Here is a 20,445-nt window from a genome sequence, read left to right as displayed (position 1 = left end):
CTCAATCCCAAATGGCATCAGTGAAAAGTTTTCGAACCATTCCATTTCCAACCATTTGGCTCAATATATAAAAATTTCTAGCGTCATGCCTAATTCTGCCGGCAACAATTGCTGGATGGATTTTCAATTTCAATGACAATTCATTAATTGCATCAGGTGTACGTTTTCTATATGCATCACTTCTTTTCCATATTCTTCTCGGAATAATTATTTCACTTGCAAGAATGTCTGCTTCCTTTTCGCGAGGATCTTTTCCTGGGCCTGAATCTAGATCATCAATAAAACTTTCCTCATTTGTTTTTAAATGCCTACTAACATGAACCAATTCATGGATTAGATTGAACCAATAGTTATCAATTCGATCATAACGTAGTGTGAGGCCGATGACAGGTCGTTCCGTTTTTGATAGCATAGCAGCACCATCAAGGTGTGTTCTTGCTAAATGTGGCTCTATTATCAATGCAACTCCATTTTCATGTAGAAACTTTTGTGCTTGCAATGGTCCCTTTTCAGATAAGCTAAAATTTAAAGTTTCTTTTATGAATTCATCAGTAACAGTACCACTCTTATATGGCGGTAGTTCTAATTCTTTCTCCCTGTTTAAAACACGGCCAACCCACGCAAGTAATGCATGCCTATCAATAGATTTTCCTGATCTCTCAACAAACGTCCTCCGGCAAAAAACTTGAATAAAGTCATCTCCATCCAAAGGTTTAAAAAAATCATATAGTATGTTTTTATAATTTTTTTTAATTTCTGATTTCTTTACAGTTATCCAACCTTTATTAATCATTTCCTTCACTGGAACTTTATCCCAGCTGAATTCGAAAATAGATTGATTTTTCTTATTGGGCTCCTGAAGCAATACATCAACTGGTATTCCAAGTTCCTCGTTTAAAGAGCGAATCATTGATATAGTCAATTGTCGTTTTCCAGAAAGAATTTCGGATACTTTGCTTTTACTTCCTATAATTGGAATTAAATCTTTTTGTTTTAGACCCTGTTCGTTCATCCTAAATTTGATTGCCTCAATAGGGTCAGGAAGATCTATAGGAAAATTCTCACTCTCATATTTTTCTACGAGGATAGATAGCAAATCTAAAAGCTCTGCCTCTTCCGTTCCAGGTAAAGGATCAGCAACCACCAAACTTTCAATTTTTTGCAAAGCTTCTTCGTAATCTTTATTATTTTTAATAACTCGCGGTTTCATATTGCATTCCTTATTTATTCCAACGTTCGTACTCTGCATGGGTACCAAGCCGTTTGATTACTACGACCTTGGAATTATAGGACACTTGAACTTCCATCCTATAATTATTACCTTTTACGTTGAAAATTAGCCTGTTACCATCAAGAATGCTTACTGTGCTGTACCGCGCTTTGACGTCATTTGGGCTATTCCAATCATCATTTCTTGATTCCGCTATCCATGCCTCTAACCAATCTTTAGAGTCAGTGTGTTTTTGAATGAACTTGTAAATTTTCTGTATTCCGACGATTCGCAATCTTCTGGCCTCTTAAGTTCAACATGGACAATTAATAGCATGTTCCCAAATTGGGATCAAGTTAAAAGTTCCCAATTTATGAACTTTTTTGCTCTCTGATAAAATTGCGGTAATTCTTTGAAATAGCAACAATATTTAGATCGATCAAGTTTATGTTCAGAAAATTATTAGATATATTTATCCTTTCTAATTGAATTACTCAGGGATCTCCCAGACAAATTTCTAATGCTTTGTTTATAAGTTTTTCATTTCAATAAAATAACATTATGAAATAATTCATTAATTAATTATTTTCTGTGTTAAATTATTTATTCTTGACATATCATATTATGTATACAATACTATACACTCAGAAAGGGTCAATTATGGAATTAGACCAACTTTACACTACTTTTGATGTTGTAAAAATTATCGGTATTAAAATGGAGCGCCTGCAAGATTGGATTAAGCGTGGCTTCATAAAGCCCTCGTCAGAGGAGAAGGTTGGACGTGGGATCAAACGCTATTTTAGCAAATTAGACCTCTATTTCATAAAAACCTTCCAAGGGCTCGTTGAAAACGGAATTACCCGACAAGAGGCATCTTACATTGTATGGGACGTGCAGAAGCAGCCCTTGATTATTAATGCCCTACGTAGTGCAGGCCAACCGCAAGACGTTAAGAAACTTCGAACAGAGCCATATTTCATTGTAACTGAAAAAGGATGGACTGAAAATAACTTCTCTCGAACCAAGCTAGTATACAAAGATGAGCTCCAAATAAGGTTGACCGAAAACTCCGATAGCGATTTTGTACACATTGTTAATCTTTCGCGTATTAAAAGCCAGATTGACGCTGCGCTTGAAGAGTAGCTTTTTTTACCCACGATATTGTATAAGATATATAATATAATAAAAGGAGGCGTTATGAATCTCAGACTAAAAATGGCAATTCTTAAAAAATTCCCGAGCCAGGCTGACTTTGCTCAACAGGTCGGTTGTCATGAATCCAAGGTTTCCCAGGTGGTTTGCGGAAGGCGGTATCTCAGTCCAGAAGAAACAGGGGTTTGGAAAAAGGAATTGGATTGCAGCATTGCCATCTTCAAAACAAAAGATAACAGGTAATAAAAATGATTAATTCGTTATTAATAACGGTTGCAGACATCCTTTCACAGCTACCCTACTGTAAATTTACAAGTATATTGGTCGATAAAATTTTGTTTAGAACTGGTTTGTAAAAGGCAATTCACATGAAGAATTTAGTCAACATAGCCTTGTGGTACCTGGAAAAAGGATTTTCCATTATTCCTGTCAAACACGACAAAAAGCCTTTAATCCGGTGGCAGGCGTATCAAGATAAAAAAGCCAGTCAAAGTCAAATCCGCCAATGGTGGGATAAATGGCCCCATGCTAATATCGGAATTGTTACCGGTTCCATATCAGGCATCATGGTCGTTGATGTAGATAGCCAAACCGGTCATGACACATTAAACAACTACCTACCAGAAAACCTATTGACGCCAGTTGTAAACACTCCGTCAGGCGGTTGGCATTATTATTTCAGCTACAAAAAAGGCTTGGTTAACAGAGCCAGGACGATAACTGATTGTGACGTCAGGACCGATGGCGGATATGTTGTCGCTCCTGGCAGCTGCGGAAAGAATGGCATTGCTTATTCCTGGTTAAAAAATCTTGATTTGCATGAAGTCGAACCAACCGAAATGCCAGAGAGTTTATTCAGTGTGTTAAAAAATGGGAGCCATTGCCAAAACTCGAGCCCAAGCGAGCATATAAAAGATAATATGCATTTAAAAGAGGGTTGTAGGGGGGAGAGGAGGAGCGACACCAATGGTTTTGTCAACAATGGTCAACAAATGTCAACATTTGACAACATCCTATTCGCGAAGGGTGGCCGTGATGAGGCCCTTTTTCACCTTGCGAACAATCTAGTAAAAAGCAGCATGCCTATCGCAAACATCCAAGAATACATGCATTTTTTTGGGTCTCACTGTTCGCCACCATTCCCAGAAAAAGAAATCCAAGCCAAAATCCAATCCGCACTAAACCGATCAGAAAATCGCGAGAGGAACCTCACCCAAGAGATTCGTGACCTCATCCTGTCAACATCCGGCAACATAACGACAACATTCATCTACCAGTGTCAACATCTGACAACACGCGATGAGAAAAAAAAGGCTGGCGTCGTTTTAAGCCGTCTCGTTAAGGACGGTTTGATTGAACGTACAGGTACACAAGCCGGAGTTTATCGAAGGGTTGAGACAGAATGCGAATCAATGGATTTCCTCAACGCCAATACCGAAACAACTGACCTCTGGCTCCCCTTTAATTTACACCAAATGGTTGAAACCATGCCCGGCAATATCATCTTGATTGCCGGCGAGCCCAATGCCGGGAAAACCGGACTTCTTTTAAATATCATCCGATCCAATATGAACCGCGCTGAAGTCCATTATTTCAATAGCGAGATGGGGTCCAGCGAACTCAAGAAACGGCTCGCCCTATTTGAAGATACATTGCTGCACCAATGGAAATTCAAGGCCTGGGAACGATCTGGCAATTTCGCTGATGTGATCAAAGCCGGAAAAGGGAAAATTAATATCATCGATTTTCTTGAAATGCATGAAAACTTCTATGAAGTGGGTGGCCGCTTAGCGGAAATCCACAAGAAACTAAAAGGCGCTATTGCTATCATTGCCCTTCAAAAAAATGCAGGGGTTGATACCGGCCTGGGCGGTTTTCGCGGATTGGAGAAGCCTCGCCTTTATCTTGCCATGTCACCCGGGAAGCTCAAGATCGTAAAAGCGAAAAATTGGAAATCATCAGAAAACCCAAACGGGAAACAGGTGACCTTCAAAGTGGTCAAAGGCTGTAATTTCATCCTTCAGAAAAACTGGCACAAAGCCTAATCATGGAGATCCGATGGAACAATATCTGACGACAAAGGAACTGAGTGAACGCATTAAGATGGCTCCAGGATCAATCAGGAACCACGTTTCCAGCGGTGTATTCCAACGCAATATCCACTATGTCAAACCGACATCCAGAAAGATCCTTTTTGTGTGGTCTGCTGTTGAGGCATGGCTTTATGGCAAATCTACAGTCCAAAACCGAAATCATTGCAAAGAGAATTCTCAATCAATCGGGCTTATCAGGATCTGAATTCTCGAATTGACACTTCTTTTTCTGGGGTGATACACGATGTTCAATGATAACGTGACATCCGAACTGAAAGGAGGTGAACGAAAGAGCGGGAAGGAGAATTCGATGAAACTAAATAATATCATCGACTTAGCTCGACACCGCGAAACAAGCGTTAAACCGAAAGATCGAATCCGATCTAAATCGAGAAAAAAAGGATCTGTTTACGTTCGTAGTGGCAAATTGTGGGTGGACTTTCGGTATCTTGGTCAAAGAGCCAGAGAACCTTCAGGGTTAGAGGACACATCATTCAACCGTAAAAAGGTTAGAAAACAATTAGACCTCGTGATTGCCGAAATTGAAAACGGCGTCTTTGAGTATGCAAAGCGATTTCCTCACAGCAACAAGAAAGATAATTTTTCAGTTCTGGAGGGGCGAGCATTTACCAAGGGGCCTTCCGACATCACCTTTGGAGAATACGCCAAAAAGTGGTGGCAGGCCATGGAGCCAGGAATGAGCCAAAGCAAAATCCGAGATTACACGGACATCTTAAATGGCCATGCCCTGCCCTACTTTGAAAAAATGCCGTTTAGCGAAATCACGTCCGTTGAAATGAAAAAGTTCATCGCCCACCTCCAGGCAAAACGCAATCGACTTGGCAAACCGCTGTCAGCCAAGCGTATCCGCAACATCATGATCCCGATCCGGGTGATTGTCAGGGATGCGGTTGACGAACACGTTTGGGCGGCATTTCATGACCCATTCGGCAACCTCAAACTGCCCCGGGTGGCGAAATTTCGCGTCAGGCCATTCACCACCAAAAAATGGGAGTTGCTCCTGAAGCACTTGCCGCCCTGGTATCGTCCCTATTTTGATTTCGCTGTGCTAACCGGACTGAGGCCCTCTGAACAGGTGGCGCTAAAATGGTCTGCATTGGATGGGGACTTTTTACATGTAGAGCTCAGCCGTGTGGCCGGCCTGGAAAAAACAGATCTGAAGACAGAGGAGAGTCAGCGCATTATCGAACTGCGGCCGTCAATGAAGCGAGTTCTTGAGCATCAGCACAAAGCAACAGCGGATTTCGGCAGCGACTATGTGTTTGTGAATACCGAGGGCAACCCGATGAACCGGTTCACGCTTTACACGCACTGGGAAAAGGCCATTAAGAAAAGCAGCCTTACCCATCGGCGCATGTATGAAACCCGTCATACGTTCGCCTCCTGGGCTCTGGCAGCCGGAGAATCGCCTGAATGGGTGGCCCGCACTCTCGGTCACGTTGATACTTCGATGGTTTATCGCACCTATGGACGTTATATCCCGAACCTAACCCGGCAAGACGGTAGCGCCCTCGAAAACCTGTATGCGGGGAGTCACTAAATGAAAAAGGCAACGCTCGGCTTCGCCATTGTTGGTCACAATCGTGGACACAATGGGGAAACTCAACGTTGCCTTTATGAATTAAATAATTGTAATTATTTAATTTTTTTGTGGTGATCCCACCGGGATTCGAACCCGGGTTACCGGCGTGAGAGGCCGACGTCCTAACCACTAGACGATGGGACCGTATTAAAAACAGAGGCTTCAATATAGAAAAGACCTATATTTGTCAAACAGTATTTGCTGCCGGGAAAGCCTTGAATGGCTTGAACAGGGACTTTCGTTTCAATCTGCCGGTAGGTCGGCCGCAGACCGTTTGCCCTTCCTGAACCCGAACAGGAAATAAACCATCACGCCGATGAAAGGCACCAGGGCCACGACGAAGGCCCACAGGGCCTTAAATTGGATACCACCGAAATCCTTGCGGGCGATATCCAAAAGCGCTACGCAGGTCAACAGGAAAAACGCAACCCCGGTAAGCACAATGATCATGCCGGTGCTCATGATGGATCAGCCTTTCAATTTATCCGCAATATCGAGGATGGTGTCCACATAATACTTGCTGTGGTTGTAATGGTAGACCACCTTGAAGGCCTGCTCCCGGGCGAGCCCCGGTTTCCATCCATAATGCTTCAGGTAGCTGGCGATGCTGGAGATGGCGTCGGCATGGACAAACAGGTCCACCTGGCCGTCGGCGTTGCCGTCTTGGCCATAGAGGGCGATATTGCTGGGCATGAACTGTGAGATCCCCATGGCGCCGGCGTATGATCCCTTGATGGCGGTGGGATCCATGCCCTCCTTTTCCGTGTAGGTTAAAAAGGCTTTGAGTTCACGGTAAGCCCAGCTCGCCTTCTGATCCGCTTTTTTTTCAAATTCTTTGCGGGACATTCTTCTGTCGTCGTCCGGCAGGTTATCCCAGATTGTCTGGCGGGGCTTATCGTCGGTCATGGCGGACAAAGTGGCCAGGGTGTTGATCACCGATTTGTTGCCCACATAGGTGCCCAGCTTGGTCTCCACCAGAATGATGGCGGTGATTACTTCCTTGTCGACCTCGAAGGTCTTCTCGGCAAATGATAGGGCCTCCTGGTGCGTCTTCATGTATTTTTTTGCCGCTGCGATATTCCAAATGCGGATAAACTGCTTGTAGTTCAGATTGGCCTCGTTGTGCATGAAATAGGCGCTGACACCGCCCTCTTCAAAGGAGACATCGGGACTGGAAAAAATGGCCTTGATACGGGCACTGTCGAAGCCGTCTGCAATCAGTCGTTTTTCGAGAGCGTCAAAGGGCTTCGAAGAATCGGCGGCATCTGCAGGGACCAACCATCCCGCCAGCAGCAAGATCAGGATAGTCATGCCGTATCGCTTGAGCCGTCCGGGTGGAGGTGTCGGAATATCGTCGAGCATGAGCATTCGTCTCCTTAAAGTGAATCTGGCGCTTTCACCCCCCCTCCCTTAAAGGCGAAAAAAATAGGGGAATGATCCGGCTTTACTGAAGCGGAACGGCTTCCCGCTGCCGATGAGAGAAACCGGTCAGATGCCGGTAGCCGGCTTCGATGAGCAAGTCCCGGGCCCGGTCGAAATCCCTGCCCACCGTTTCGGGGGTATGGGCGTCGGAACCGACGACCACGGGAATCTGAAGCTGTACACAGCGGCCCAGCAACTCCGGTGATGGGAAGGCCTCTTTCACGGGATAGTGAAACCCGCTGGTGTTCAATTCCACGGTCAGGTCCTTTTCCCGGATTTTTTCCAAAACACCCAAAAATCCTTTTATCGCAGTCAGAGATGGGCGTTGGTTGTACTTTTTTGGAAGATCCAGATGACATATCACATCAAAGTAATCATAATCCAGCATTGATTCCAGGACACCAATATACTTCGGGTAGACCTCGTCGGGACTGATTTCGCCGCGGGCCCAGGCTGAGTGCCGGGTTACAACGTCTTCGCCCTCGAGAAAATGGACGGAGCTGCCCACCACATCGAGATCGAAGGTATTCACGATTTCGATGCACCGGTCCACATGGCGAGGTGAAAAGTCGATCTCCAAGCCAACTCGGACGCTGATCTGCTCCCGGTAGTACCGTTCCAGCCGGCGGGCCTCATTCACGTACATGGGCACCTCCCTCGGAAACATGGCGTTATTGCGCCCCGCCTCCTGGAACGTCAGATGGTCCAGGAAACAGATGGTGGCAATCCCCCTGACCACCGCCGCCCGGACATACTGTTCCATGGTGCCGGTAGCGTGGTTGCAAAGGCTGGTATGGACGTGGTAGTCAATCATGGGTTGAACGGATGCTCCTTTATCGTCATTAATTGACATGCAGCCCACCGCCTTGTCAAATCCAGAACCGGTAGTGACTGGCCCCGCTGGGAGCCTGATATCCAGCCAAAACAAAACTATTGTAGGCACTGAAAATAATCATGGCACCAAAAAATGCAAAAACCCTGTTTGTCTGCCAGTCCTGCGGGTATGAATCCGCCAAGTGGATGGGCCGGTGCACCGAATGCGGCGCCTGGGACACCTTTGCCGAAGAGGTGCGGCGAAAGGCAGCCGCCGGCAGTAAAATAATGGCGGAAAAAGGCAACTGCCCGGTTCCCATCGACGCCGTCGAAATCATCGATGAAGAACGGATGTCCACCGGCATCGAGGAATTCGACCGGGTGCTGGGCGGCGGGTTGGTGGCCGGCACCCTGGTGTTGATCGGCGGCGACCCGGGCATCGGCAAATCCACGATCATGCTCCAGGTCCTGCACGGCATCGCCGGCAGTGGCCGCAAGGTACTGTATGTTTCCGGTGAGGAATCGGTACGCCAGTTGCGCCTGCGCAGCCGCCGGCTGAAAACCGTATCTCCTCGCCTGCTGGTGGTGTCGGAGATCGACATCGATGCAATCATGGCCATGGTGGAAAGCGAACAGCCGGATGTGCTGGTGGTCGATTCGATCCAGACGGTGTTCAGCCCGGAGATCACATCGGCCCCGGGCAGCGTGAGCCAGGTTCGCGAGTCCACCATGCGGCTGATGCTCATGGCCAAGCGCACGGGCATCCCCACCTTCCTGGTGGGCCATGTGACCAAGGAAGGCGCCATTGCAGGCCCCCGACTGCTGGAACACATGGTAGATACCGTGCTCTACTTCGAAGGAGACCGCAACCACATCTTCCGCATCCTGCGGGCGGTAAAAAACCGCTTCGGCTCCACCAACGAAATCGGCGTCTTCGAAATGAAAGAGAGCGGGTTGCGGGAGGTCGCCAACCCGTCGGCCGTGTTCCTGTCCGAACGGCCGGAAAACGCCCCCGGATCGGTGGTGGCGGCCAGCATGGAAGGAACCCGCCCCATCCTGGTGGAGCTTCAGGCCCTGGTGTCGAGCACCAGCTTCGGCACCCCCCGGCGCACGATCCTGGGCCTCGACCATAACCGGGTGGCCCTTCTCGTAGCCGTGATGGAAAAGCAGCTGGGCATGCATCTGATGGGCCACGACATTTTCATGAATGTGGCCGGCGGCGTGAAAATCATGGAACCGGCTATAGACATGGGCATCGTCTCGGCCGTCGCCTCCAGTTTCTTGGACCGGCCCATTCGCAAAGACACCATGGTGGTCGGCGAAGTCGGACTGGCCGGCGAAGTAAGAGCTGTGGGCAATGTGGACATCCGCATCTCCGAGGCCCGGAAGATGGGCTTCACCCGGATCGTCGCCCCGGCGGGCAGCCTGAAGCGGCTGCGGCGACCCAAGGACGTCACTCTGGAAGGGGTCGACACCGTGGCCGCAGCCGTTGAACTGCTGTTCTGAAGCCACTTTGCATTCAAACCCGGCCGATGGAAACGAGTACATCGGCTCCTCGAAGACCGGGTACGATCCTGAACGCCAAACGAAATGACAACACACTCATTATATTGGGTATTGAGTTCCTCTCACGCTCATGGTTTGACTTGACTTGAAATGGGCGAAAAGATATGAAGCGAACCAATCGAAAAAAGAACCCGTGGGCGGATCACTACACCCGCCAGGCCCAGAAGGACAACTTCGCGGCCCGATCGGTTTACAAGCTCCAGGAAATCCAGAAAAAGGTCCGGATTCTCAAACGGGGCGCACGGGTGCTGGACCTGGGATGCGCGCCGGGGTCATGGCTTCAGTTTGCCGCCCAGACGATCGGCCCGGACGGTCGGCTGGTGGGTATCGACCTGATGCCGGTCACCATCGGGTTGCCGGACCAGGTGACCGTTATCACGGGTGACGTGGCCGATATCGAAGGGCACCTGGCCAGATTGGGACAAACCCGCTTCGATGTGGTACTCAGTGACATGGCGCCGGCCACCACGGGCAACCGGCATGTTGACGAAGCCCGGTCCATGGGCCTATGCGAAGCGGCCCTGGATATTGCCGAAAAGACCCTGGTTCCCGGGGGCAGCTTCGTCTGCAAGATTTTCCAGGGAAGTGATTTCAAAACCTTAACCGAAGGCGTGAAACGCCGTTTTGACCGTCAGGCGGCATTTCGGCCCCAAAGTACACGAAAAGCCAGCCGCGAGGTATTTGTCATCGGGCTGGGGAAAAAATGATAGTTCCGTAAAAATCGGGACTTTTTACCGGTCCATTAAAAAATAACAGGAGGTTTGCATGTCAGGACATAATAAGTGGTCTTCCATCAAACACCGCAAAGGCGCTCAGGACGCCAAGCGGGGGAAGGTCTTCACCAAATTGATCAAGGAAATTACCGTGGCCGCCCGGACGGGCGGGGGCGATCTGGACGCCAACCCCCGACTGCGCACTGCCGTAGCCGCAGCCAAGGTTGAAAACATGCCCAAGGACAACATCGAGCGAGCCATCAAAAAAGGCACCGGCGAACTGGAAGGGGTCAGCTACGAGGAGAACTCCTATGAAGGCTACGGCCCTGGCGGCGCCGCCATCCTGGTCGAGTCCCTGACGGACAACAAGAACCGTGCCGTGGCCGAAATCCGTCACATCTTCAATAAATACGGCGGCAATATGGGCGAAAACGGATGCGTGGCCTGGATGTTCGACAACAAGGGCTACTTCAATGTGGACAAAGCCGCCGTCAGCGAAGAAAAGCTCATGGAAATCGCCTTGGACGCCGGTGCCGAGGATGTCCGCGAAGAAGACGACAGCTTCGAAGTTATCACCGCACCCGAAGATTTCGAAACGGTCAAGGAAGCCCTCGAGGGGGCGGGCATCCCTTTCAGCGACGCCGAGGTGACCATGCTGCCCCAGAACATGAGCCCGCTGGAGGGAAAAGAGGCCGAACGCATGCTCAAACTGATGGATGCCATGGACGACTGCGACGATGTCCAGAGAGTCTACACCAACGCCGACATTCCCGACGACATGGTAGATGCCATGTAACGAAGCCATACCGCACAAAAACAAAACGGCCGGCGCCGCTGACGATGCGGTTGCCGGCCGTTTTTATTTCGTGCCGGAAGGCTTCGGCGCTGGACGCTCGAACCCGGCCGTTACCCGTTCCAGCCCCCTGCATCCCTGCCGCCTTCAGTCTCCTCCCGTTACCGCGACAGATCGATCATCCGGGTCACCGCGGCCAGCGCCGGGACACGGATATCCTCGGGGACCTTTACCTGGCCGGACAGGTCCTCCAGGCAGGCCAGGATATCCTGAGGCGTGATCTTTTTCATGTCCGGGCAGACCATCTTCTCCGATGCCGGATAGAATTTCTTTCCGGGAGTTTTCTGCACCAGCGGGTAGAGCAGCCCCACCTCCGTTCCCACAATGAATTCAGTGGCATCGGATTCGGCAGCAAACCGGATCATTCCCGAGGTACTCAGGGCCGCATCCGCTATTTCCACCACTTCGGGGCGGCATTCGGGGTGGGCCATGAACACGGCGTCCGGGTGGGCGGCCCTGGCCGCCTCGACATCCGCCACGGTCAGCCGGTCGTGAATGGGGCAGCACCCGTCCCACAGGTGGATCTTCTTGGTCGAATGCCGGGCTGTGTTGCGGGCCAGGTTTCGATCCGGGGTCATGAGAAGTTGATCGGCATCCAGGCTGTTGACCACGTCAATGGCATTGGCCGAGGTGCAGCAGATGGTGGACAGAGCCTTGACGGCGGCCGATGAGTTCACGTAGGTCACCACGGGCATCTCCGGTATCGTCCGGAGACGCCCGCTCAGCGCGGCGGGGGTAATCATGTCGGCCATGGGGCAGCCGGCATCGGCGCGCGGCAACAACACGGTTTTGTCCGGGGAAAGGATCGAAGCGGTTTCCGCCATGAAGTGGACCCCGCAAAAAACAATCATCTCCGCATCGGTGTCGGCGGCCCGGATGCTGAGCTCCAGCGAATCCCCGCACAGGTCGGCCATTTCCTGAATCTCGGGGGGCTGATAGTTGTGAGCCAGCATGATGGCATTTCTTTGCTTAAGCAGCTTTCTGATTTTCGCTAACATGATTGGATCCTCACGGGTTCATCTTCAATACATCCGCCCCTTCCGGCACGCTGAAACGGAAAAGCTCCTCCGGGGGCGGGTCGTTGAAGTTGACATTTTTCAGTTCGATGCGGGTTTCGTCCCCGTATACGTTGAAGGTGGTAATCCGGACCAGGTTGAAGGTCTTTTTGGCAATATCCAGCTCGACCGCCATCAGATCCACCGAGGATTTGTTGGGCAGCAGCTTGAGGCGGTAATGGGTTGCATCTTCGGCCGGCTCCAGGGATAGCTGGAAACTTTTCCGGACCGTCTTGATATTGGAAAGAAAACCGGCGCCCTTGCCCTCACCGAAAAATGACGGGGCTTTCCCCACCAGCACCTGGTTTTCCTGGGGCCGGTAAATCCACAAGTCATTGCCGTCGGTGATGATGGTCTGGGGGTCCGGCACCAGATACTCCCAGCGCATTTTCCCCGGTTGCCGGACCATCAGCCTGCCCGAAGCCGTGTCGGTCACCGCCATGGCCTTGAGGATGGATTCCTGCTCGAAGTCCGCCGTAAACCCGGGGACATTGTAGCGGGCCTCCACCCCGGCGATAATCGTGTCGATCGTCTTGTCGCCTGCTGACGCCGGCAACGGCTGAGCCAGACTCCAAGCGATCGCCAGCATTATCGTGGGGATAACGATAAGGATGGATTTCCGTCCGTCGGTTCTCAAATTTTTCATATCTCCCCTTTCCAATCCTTGATATGGCACCCGTCCGGCACCTGTCAGGAGAAGACCTGAGTATCTCATTTAATCGGGTTTGTAAATATAGCGGCGTGCGGCGCTTCAGCACATCAGCAATTGTACGGCCGCCTCGGCCGTATCCAGATCCGACACCTGCCGGACCGGTTCTTCAATGGGCATATCGATGGCTTCGGTTTTTCCGAAGATTCCGAAGCAAATCAGATCGACCCGGCGCATGTGCTGCATCAGGGTATTGGGCGAGACATGGGGGGCGCGCACACCCTGAAGCATGAGGGTTTCCATGTTGGACTGGCCCAGCAGGGTTTCGAACCGCCTGGCCTGCTGCAGGCTGCGAAAGAGGGAACGTTTGTGTTCGACCAGCCGGTCGTAAACGTCGACGCCGTCATCGACGGTCTGCAGAATTGACAGGGCCAGGTCCAGGCAGGCCAGATAATCGGGATGGCTGTCCGCCATTCTTTCGAAGAAGCGGCACAGGAAAACCCCATGACCGGACCCCGTGCCGATGCCGGCATTTCTGAGCCGCACCTTGACAATGGGCCCAAGCGCCGCAGGCAAGCACTTTTCGATGGCCGTCGCCACCTGGGGATCCATCTGCCAGGCAATGTTCAACCGCTCCAGGTACTGGGACTTGATAAAGTCGGGCACCAGGAGGCTGACCAGCTTTCTGCCGTCAGGCAGGTTGACCCGGGCATGAACCGCCCGGGCCATCAAACGGTCATGCAATTTGATTTTATCCTCAACCGAATATCGGGCCGCTTCCAGCAGCGGTTCCAGGTTCATCTGGGCGGCCTGATCCGGAAAAAAGATCAGGTCCAGCAGGCTGTCCCGTTCGCTGTTCGCATCATCGGTTAAAAACGATGCCAGCCGATCGGGTTCAGGAGAAAAAAGGGCGGCATCGATGTAGTCGAGAATGGCATCGGTGAGGCCTCCCCCATTTTCCAGCGCCTCGATGATCCGGGCAAGGAGATGGCGCTTATTTTCGCTGGTGGCGTCGCTCATCGTCGAAGCATATCAGGTTCGCAGAAAAAGGGACAGGAGGTGGATGGGCGCATCCCCGGCGAAAACCCCGGGCATGCGCCACAAGACGGTCATGGATGGACGATCCCGGCAATCTCATCGAAAAGCCCTTTGAGGACGCCCACTTCATCGGACACAGAATCCAGCTGGTTTTCAGCGGCAGCCAGCTCGATTCGTTTGGCCACTTCGTGGACATTCATAATTCCCATGTTGCCGGCAGCGCCGTTGATGGTATGGGCGCTGCGGGCCACCTGCCGGGCATCCCCTGCATCGAAGGCTCCCTTGAGACGGTCAAAATCCGCCATGCCTGTTTCCAGAAACAGATCGACCAGTTCGCGGTATTCATCTTCTTCCAGACCGATCCGTTCTGCTAACTCCTTCAAATTCATGCAGCCTCCTTATTGAAAACATTTTTTTCGATAATCGCAAACACCGCCTCCCTCTTGATGGGTTTGGTGAGGTAATCGTTCATACCGGCTTCCAGACACATTTCGCGGTCGCCTTTCATGGCATGAGCCGTCATGGCGATGATGGGCACGCGTTCAAACCCTTTTTGCCGGATGAGCTGCGTGGCTTCCTTGCCGTCCATCTCCGGCATCTGCACATCCATGAAGATCAGGTCGAAGGCATCCGGGGCGGCTGTGTACTTTTCTACGGCGTGTTTGCCATTGTCGGCCACCTCCACCTGGTACCCTGCCTTACCCAGCATGAGTTTGGCCAGCTTCTGATTGACCAGGTTATCCTCCGCCAGAAGAATCCGCACCGAATGCTTGAGGTCCTCCCTTACCGAATACTGGGTGTGAATTTTCTCTATATGGCCGGTCGGGTCACCGGTTTGCCCATCCCGGTCCCGAAGCACCCGCCCCATCATCTGGAACAGTTTCTCCCGGCGGACGGGCTTGCTCAAAAAACCGTTGAACCCTGCCTTTTCACAGCGCTGGGCATCCCGTTCCAGCGTACTGGAAAGCGCGATCAGAGGGATCTGCGACAAGGGAGCATCCAGCGAACGGATCCCAGCGGCCACCGCGTATCCGTCGGTGTCCGGCATGCGGATATCCGAGATGCACAGATCGAAAGGGATCCCTTCTTCCATGGCCGTCCGCAGGACCGGGAGCACGTCATTTCCCCGGTAAACGAGGACCACTGTCATGCCGGCGGCACTCAACACCTGCTGAAGAATCTGGGCATTGGCGACATTGTCATCCACCACCAGCACGCGACGCCCCTTGAAGGAAATCGGCACCAACCGGTGGGCCTGCTTATCTTCGCATTTGGCCAGCCAGGCGGTAAAATTAAAGGTGCTGCCTTCCCCGGGGCGACTTTCCACCCACACGTCCCCGCCCATCAGGTTGGAAATCTGTTTGCAGATGGACAGCCCCAGTCCGGTGCCGCCGTATTTGCGGGTGGTGGACCCGTCTGCCTGCTGAAACGGTTCGAAAATGACCGCCTGCTTGTCTTCGGGAATACCGATGCCGGTGTCCCGGATGGCGGCGTGCAGTTTGACGGCATCCGACGTCTCTTCCGCCAGCCGCAGGGACAGTTCAATCTCTCCGGTTTCAGTGAATTTCGGTGCATTGCCCAATAGGTTGGTGATGACCTGGCGGAACCGCAAAGGGTCTCCCTTGACCATGGCCGGCACGTGGTCATCGATCCGGCATAAAAGTTCCACTGGGCTGTTGCCAATTTTCGGCCTGACCAGATCGCAGACATCGTATGCCAGAAGCTCCGGATCGAAGGTGATCGCTTCGAAATCGAGTTCGCCGGATTCGATTTTGGAAAAGTCGAGGATATCGTTGATCAAAGAGAGCAGCGCAATACCGCTGCGTTTAATGGTCTGGGTATAATCCACCTGAACATCGTTGAGTTCGGTATCCAGCAAAAGGTCGGTAAATCCGATGACCCCGTTCATAGGGGTACGGATCTCATGGCTCATATTGGCCAGAAATTGACTCTTGGCCATATTGGCGGCCTCGGCGGCCTCCTTGGCCTTTTTAAGTTCCTCTTCGGCCAGCTTGCGCTCGGTAATGTCCTCCACGGTTCCGGTATAGCGACCGCCGGCATCGGAAAACACGGGTTCCGAGTGGACATGCACCCATTTGAGGGTGCCGTCGGGACGGACAATCCGGCAATCCATTGAAAAGGTGTCCATCTGCGCCAGGGCATGTTCCCATTTTTGGGATACCGCTTCGCGGTCATCGGCGGACAGAACCTCTCGCCAGTCCCGGGTTAAACTGTCCACCAGACTAAGTCCGAAAATTTCCTGGTAACTAGTATTGGTATAAAGGCAGCTGCCTTTATGATCGATTTCGAACACGCCGAAGTGAATGGTTTCCGAAATCAGCCGGAAGCGTTCTTCACTTCCGCGAATCGCCGCTTGGGCTTTGCGGTAGCGCTTGTTTTCTTCTTCCAGAACCTTGTTTTTCTTTACCAGTTCAAGGATCGTCGCGGCGCTGGACATCGGGGTCATTCCCATCTTCAGGCGTTGCTTGCCATGGGGTATTGGTTATGCCGCCGGGGGTATCTGTCCACCAATCGGACGGCGCTGATTTGCTATGGTACAAATGGGTTGAAATCAAATTGAGTTCAAGTTCAACCGGTGAGATCTATATCGGCATGCAAAAATGGGACTTTAGCTTTTCCAGGCGCGGGTGGCGGATCTTTAAAACTGGGTGCAGCGCTGCAAAACGGGTCGAAAATCAGAAATCATTTCCTGGAGGCATCGGGTGGATGCCGTTTTTGCCATTTAAAGGGGCAGGTTGTATTTTTTCAACTTTTCCCGCAACGTCTTGCGGGTGATGCCCAACCGTCTGGCCGCTTCGCTCTTGTTTCCGTTGGCCGATGCCAGGGTATTGACAATGGCTTCCCGCTCGATATGTTCCAGAGGAACGTCCGCAGGAAAACCGCCATCTGAAAAACCCACACCGACTTCCGGCGGGCCTTGGACCAGGGCGGCAAAGGCACTCTCGTCCAGACAGGAAGATCGGGCCAGCACCACGGCCCGTTCGATGGTGTTCATCAGTTCACGCACATTTCCCGGCCACGGGTATCGGATCAGCAGATCCATGGCTCGGGGGGAGAACCGATCCACCGCTTTGCGATTTTTTTCGGCAAACCGCAAAAGAAAATGCGAGGCCAGCAGCGGAATATCCTCCCGGCGTTCCCTCAGCGGCGGGGTTTTCAATTCCACCACATTCAGTCGATAGTAAAGGTCCTCCCTGAAGGTACCGGCATTGACCATCCGCGCCAGGTCCTGGTTGGTGGCAACGATGAGCCGGACATCCACGGGGATTACCTGCTCCCCACCCACCCGGGTCAGTTCCCGCTCCTGCAGCACACGCAGCAGCTTCACCTGCATGGAAACGGGCATCTCGCCCACTTCGTCCAGAAACAGGCTGCCCCCGTCGGCCTGGACAAACCGCCCCTCCTTACGGCGATCCGCTCCGGTGAATGCACCTTTTTCATGGCCGAAAAGCTCCGACTCCAGCAGGGTCTCGGTGATGGCGGCGCAGTTGACTTTGACAAAGGGGCCCGCCTTTCTCGGGCTGTTGTGGTGAATGGCCGCGGCCACCAGTTCCTTACCCGTTCCCGATTCACCGGTCACCATCACCGTGGCTTCGGAGACGGCGACCTGGGCCACGGTCTCCATCAGGCGAACCATGGCCGGACTGCTGCCGATGATATCCGGGGATTGAATGCCGTTCGCCAGCAGCTGTTTGAGGTGACGGTTCTCGGCTTTAAGACGGATATGCTCCAGGGCCCGATCCAGGGTCAACCGGAGTTTGTCGAAATCCAGGGGTTTGATCAGATAGTCGTAGGCACCCTTTTTCAGCGCATCCACCGCCATCTCCACGGAGGCGTAAGCGGTCATCAGCACAATGGGGATAGCCGGGTTAATGACTTTGATCTGTTCCAATGCCTCAATGCCGGAAACGCGGACCATACGGATATCCATCAGCACAAGGTCCACGGGTTGGGCCTGAACGACGGCGATGGCCGCCTCTCCGTCGTCTGCATCCACGATGGCATATCCCCAGTCTCCCAACAGGGTGCGCAGCATGGTCCGATGGGCAAAATCGTCATCGACGACCAGTACCCGGCATTTTTCAACCATTATACCTCCTTTGCCGCCGGCAGCGTAATCTGGACGGTGGTGCCCTCACCGGGCCGGCTGTCCACCAGGATGTCACCTTGGTGGGCCTTGACAATGTTATGAACAATGGCCAGCCCCAGTCCGGTCCCGGTTTTTTTGGTGGAGAAATAGGGTTCGAAAATATGGGGCTGGTCCTTGGGATCGATACCCGCACCGCTGTCGATGACCTGAATACGGATGCCGCTTTCAGCGCTGCCGGACACCCGAACCGTCAACCGCCCGCCATCCGTCATGGCGTCCAGGGCATTCAGGAAAAGATTGAGCATCACCTGGTTCATCTTGTCGGCGTCCATTACCGCGAAAAGGCTGTTATCGGGCATGTCCAGGGTCATGGTGACACCGGCTTCACCGCTCTGACGGTCCATGACCCTGAATGCGTCCTGGAAAAACGGCTTCAGCGCCACCTGTTGAAAATGAAGCCGGATGGGGCGGGAAAATTCCAGCAAATGGCCCACCACCCGGTTGAGCCGGTCCACCTCCTGAATCATGATGCCGGCGATCTCCTGATCCCGATTGCTCTCCCGGTATTTTTCCTTGAAATAAGTGGCAAAGCCCTTGATCGAACTCAAGGGGTTGCGGATCTCGTGGGCCACACCGGCGGCTAGGCGACCCACCGACGCCAGGCGCCGATGCCGTTCCAGTTCCTGGCGAAGCGCACGAAGCTCCGTGAGATCCTTGAACAGGATCACCTGACCGAAACATTCACCGTTTTCATCGGTCAGGTTGGCGGCGCTGACGTCCATGGGGATGCGACGGCCGTCGGCCACGGGGCAAAGCAGTTCCCTTTCCACCAGACTGTCGGTACCGCGGATAATGTATCTGCCAGTATCGCCGGGATGACATCTCCGACAGCCAAACCAGTCACATCCACTGCACGGATTCCCAGTATGGCTTCCGCAACGGAGTTCACGGCGGTCACCCGACTGTCCTGGTCCGCAGCTACCAGACCGATGGGCATGCGGGACACCAGATTGTCGGAAAAAACCTTTTCCCGTGCCAGAGAAGCACGCGTGGACCGGTAGTTCTGGGTCAGGAAAAGCAGCATCACGCCGGCACACCCCACCAGCAGCAGCACGATAGCCATCACGCCGGTATGCCGCAGATCGGCGGCATGGGCGGCATCGACGGCATCGGTTCGAAATCCGACGAAAATCACCATGGGCGGGGCCTCCCGCTCGGAAGGCGGAATGTCCGTCATATGCATCATGTGGCCATGCAGTGGGCGATTCGATCGTTTGGCCAATGGGGCAAACTTCCCAAAGATCTCGAAAACCGTCTCACCGTCCACCGAAACGATTCGTCGCCAGGCCAGTTCACCGGACGCATAAACCGATTTAAAATCCAGATCGAGGCCATAACGGCTTCCCACCCGATCCATCCGGCTATGGGCAATAATCGTGCCGTCGATGTCGACCACCAGCAGGTAGGCAATGTCCGGCTGGGCCGCGGTTTCGACGAGCAGCCGCTGCAGCTTGAACCCGCTGCCGTGCCCCCCGCGCATGCCCATGCGCGTTCCGGCTTCAAACGATCTGATCAGGGCAGCGCCCTTTTCCATCATCAGCCGAATGCTCTGCTGCTTTTGGCGGTTGATGGTCTCGAGCGTCATCAAGGCCACGATAGGGAGCATGACCAGAACCGCGCCAAGGATAATCCATGGCGAAAAGCCCGAAAGGAACACTCTGAATTTGTGTTTGTCCGTCATCATCCCGACCCTTGAATACAAAAAGACTGCCAGGTTAAGGTCACGCCTATAAATAATTGCGCACGATTGGGATGGATTCGGGTTCGTCTGCCAGGCGCATCAGCTGGTGCATATGCGGATATGTGCCGGTGGAAGTAGCGCGGCAGACGGGCCCAAAGACAAGCGATATGGGCAATTATTTCTTGCAAAGGCCCTTATTCAATGCCTTCGGAGACCGGGCCGTTCGTTTTCATCACCCGACAGGTTCAAACCTTGCCGATAGCAACTGGATCAATTTTACCCGGATCGACGATCCAACCTGGATAGTATCGATCCACCCTGACTCTAAGCGGGTCCCGGCAGCCAATCCGGCAAAGAATTAAAAATAAATTTTTAGTTATTAGATTTAAAAGGTTACGATTTTCCTCGCCAAAAATCAAATAG

At 52.4% G+C, this 20,445-nt stretch carries 20 protein-coding genes and 1 tRNA gene; 7 read left to right on the top strand and 14 right to left on the bottom strand.

Features of this window, described 5'->3' with window-relative positions; translation table 11 throughout:
* Position 1: 1 nt before the first annotated feature.
* Complete coding sequence (locus tag ACHZBS_RS15745) at positions 2 to 1,210, bottom strand: ImmA/IrrE family metallo-endopeptidase (RefSeq protein WP_319407473.1); 1,209 nt, start codon at positions 1,208 to 1,210, stop codon at positions 2 to 4.
* 10 nt (positions 1,211 to 1,220) lie between these two features.
* Entirely contained in the window at positions 1,221 to 1,505 is a 285-nt protein-coding gene (locus tag ACHZBS_RS15740; protein ID WP_394707997.1) for a type II toxin-antitoxin system HigB family toxin, read from the bottom strand.
* 365 nt (positions 1,506 to 1,870) lie between these two features.
* Between ACHZBS_RS15740 and ACHZBS_RS15735 the strand changes: the two genes are divergently transcribed.
* From ACHZBS_RS15735 to ACHZBS_RS15720, 4 genes are all read left to right on the top strand, one after another.
* On the top strand, positions 1,871 to 2,356 hold the full coding sequence (locus ACHZBS_RS15735) for a MerR family transcriptional regulator (RefSeq protein ID WP_319407472.1): 486 nt from the start codon (positions 1,871 to 1,873) through the stop codon (positions 2,354 to 2,356).
* A 54-nt stretch (positions 2,357 to 2,410) separates the two neighbouring features.
* Entirely contained in the window at positions 2,411 to 2,608 is a 198-nt protein-coding gene (locus ACHZBS_RS15730; protein WP_319407471.1) for a helix-turn-helix transcriptional regulator, read from the top strand.
* A 125-nt stretch (positions 2,609 to 2,733) separates the two neighbouring features.
* Positions 2,734 to 4,410, top strand: a complete 1,677-nt coding sequence (locus ACHZBS_RS15725; RefSeq protein WP_319407470.1) for a bifunctional DNA primase/polymerase — start codon at positions 2,734 to 2,736, stop codon at positions 4,408 to 4,410.
* Between the two features lie 358 nt (positions 4,411 to 4,768).
* The gene (locus tag ACHZBS_RS15720; protein ID WP_319407469.1) at positions 4,769 to 6,019 is read left to right on the top strand and encodes a site-specific integrase; all 1,251 of its coding nucleotides are present in this window, start codon (positions 4,769 to 4,771) and stop codon (positions 6,017 to 6,019) included.
* Between the two features lie 111 nt (positions 6,020 to 6,130).
* Here the strand turns inward: ACHZBS_RS15720 and ACHZBS_RS15715 are convergent.
* The 4 genes from ACHZBS_RS15715 to ACHZBS_RS15700 form a co-directional block, all read right to left on the bottom strand.
* Positions 6,131 to 6,205, bottom strand: a tRNA-Glu gene (locus ACHZBS_RS15715).
* 99 nt (positions 6,206 to 6,304) lie between these two features.
* Complete coding sequence (locus tag ACHZBS_RS15710; RefSeq protein ID WP_319407468.1) at positions 6,305 to 6,523, bottom strand: PLDc N-terminal domain-containing protein; 219 nt, start codon at positions 6,521 to 6,523, stop codon at positions 6,305 to 6,307.
* 6 nt (positions 6,524 to 6,529) lie between these two features.
* Complete coding sequence (locus ACHZBS_RS15705; protein WP_319407467.1) at positions 6,530 to 7,423, bottom strand: lytic murein transglycosylase; 894 nt, start codon at positions 7,421 to 7,423, stop codon at positions 6,530 to 6,532.
* Positions 7,424 to 7,505: 82 nt separating this feature from the next.
* Entirely contained in the window at positions 7,506 to 8,297 is a 792-nt protein-coding gene (locus ACHZBS_RS15700) for a histidinol-phosphatase HisJ family protein (protein ID WP_319407466.1), read from the bottom strand.
* A 140-nt stretch (positions 8,298 to 8,437) separates the two neighbouring features.
* Here ACHZBS_RS15700 and radA point away from each other — a divergent pair, with 140 nt between their 5' ends.
* The 3 genes from radA to ACHZBS_RS15685 all read left to right on the top strand — a co-directional run bounded on the left by radA (position 8,438) and on the right by ACHZBS_RS15685 (position 11,371).
* Complete coding sequence (radA, locus tag ACHZBS_RS15695) at positions 8,438 to 9,802, top strand: DNA repair protein RadA (RefSeq protein WP_319407465.1); 1,365 nt, start codon at positions 8,438 to 8,440, stop codon at positions 9,800 to 9,802.
* Between the two features lie 164 nt (positions 9,803 to 9,966).
* On the top strand, positions 9,967 to 10,569 hold the full coding sequence (locus ACHZBS_RS15690; protein ID WP_319407464.1) for an RlmE family RNA methyltransferase: 603 nt from the start codon (positions 9,967 to 9,969) through the stop codon (positions 10,567 to 10,569).
* A 58-nt stretch (positions 10,570 to 10,627) separates the two neighbouring features.
* Positions 10,628 to 11,371: a YebC/PmpR family DNA-binding transcriptional regulator gene (locus ACHZBS_RS15685; protein ID WP_319407463.1), complete on the top strand. Its 744-nt coding sequence runs from the start codon at positions 10,628 to 10,630 to the stop codon at positions 11,369 to 11,371.
* A gap of 158 nt (positions 11,372 to 11,529) precedes the next feature.
* Here the strand turns inward: ACHZBS_RS15685 and nadA are convergent, their stop codons facing one another.
* From nadA to ACHZBS_RS15645, 8 genes are all read right to left on the bottom strand, one after another.
* Complete coding sequence (gene nadA / locus ACHZBS_RS15680; protein WP_319407462.1) at positions 11,530 to 12,426, bottom strand: quinolinate synthase NadA; 897 nt, start codon at positions 12,424 to 12,426, stop codon at positions 11,530 to 11,532.
* A 10-nt stretch (positions 12,427 to 12,436) separates the two neighbouring features.
* Positions 12,437 to 13,129 (bottom strand): outer membrane lipoprotein carrier protein LolA, encoded by a 693-nt coding sequence (locus tag ACHZBS_RS15675; protein WP_319407461.1) that lies wholly within the window; start codon positions 13,127 to 13,129, stop codon positions 12,437 to 12,439.
* Positions 13,130 to 13,234: 105 nt separating this feature from the next.
* The gene (locus tag ACHZBS_RS15670; RefSeq protein WP_319407460.1) at positions 13,235 to 14,152 is read right to left on the bottom strand and encodes a hypothetical protein; all 918 of its coding nucleotides are present in this window, start codon (positions 14,150 to 14,152) and stop codon (positions 13,235 to 13,237) included.
* Between the two features lie 89 nt (positions 14,153 to 14,241).
* On the bottom strand, positions 14,242 to 14,559 hold the full coding sequence (locus ACHZBS_RS15665; protein WP_319407459.1) for an Hpt domain-containing protein: 318 nt from the start codon (positions 14,557 to 14,559) through the stop codon (positions 14,242 to 14,244).
* Positions 14,556 to 16,643, bottom strand: a complete 2,088-nt coding sequence (locus ACHZBS_RS15660) for a response regulator (RefSeq protein ID WP_319407458.1) — start codon at positions 16,641 to 16,643, stop codon at positions 14,556 to 14,558. The genes ACHZBS_RS15665 and ACHZBS_RS15660 overlap by 4 nt, the downstream gene beginning before the upstream one ends.
* A 270-nt stretch (positions 16,644 to 16,913) precedes the next feature.
* Positions 16,914 to 18,281 (bottom strand): sigma-54 dependent transcriptional regulator, encoded by a 1,368-nt coding sequence (locus tag ACHZBS_RS15655; RefSeq protein WP_319407457.1) that lies wholly within the window; start codon positions 18,279 to 18,281, stop codon positions 16,914 to 16,916.
* The gene (locus tag ACHZBS_RS15650; protein WP_319407456.1) at positions 18,281 to 19,087 is read right to left on the bottom strand and encodes an ATP-binding protein; all 807 of its coding nucleotides are present in this window, start codon (positions 19,085 to 19,087) and stop codon (positions 18,281 to 18,283) included. The genes ACHZBS_RS15655 and ACHZBS_RS15650 overlap by 1 nt, the downstream gene beginning before the upstream one ends.
* Positions 19,039 to 19,947, bottom strand: coding sequence for a hypothetical protein (locus tag ACHZBS_RS15645; RefSeq protein WP_394707996.1), 909 nt, complete (start codon positions 19,945 to 19,947; stop codon positions 19,039 to 19,041). The genes ACHZBS_RS15650 and ACHZBS_RS15645 overlap by 49 nt, the downstream gene beginning before the upstream one ends.
* Positions 19,948 to 20,445: the final 498 nt, after the last annotated feature.

Origin of the sequence: uncultured Desulfosarcina sp., from assembly GCF_963664155.2 — a bacterium.
Taxonomy (GTDB): domain Bacteria; phylum Desulfobacterota; class Desulfobacteria; order Desulfobacterales; family Desulfosarcinaceae; genus Desulfosarcina.
This window is presented reverse-complemented; position numbering and strand designations above follow the sequence as displayed.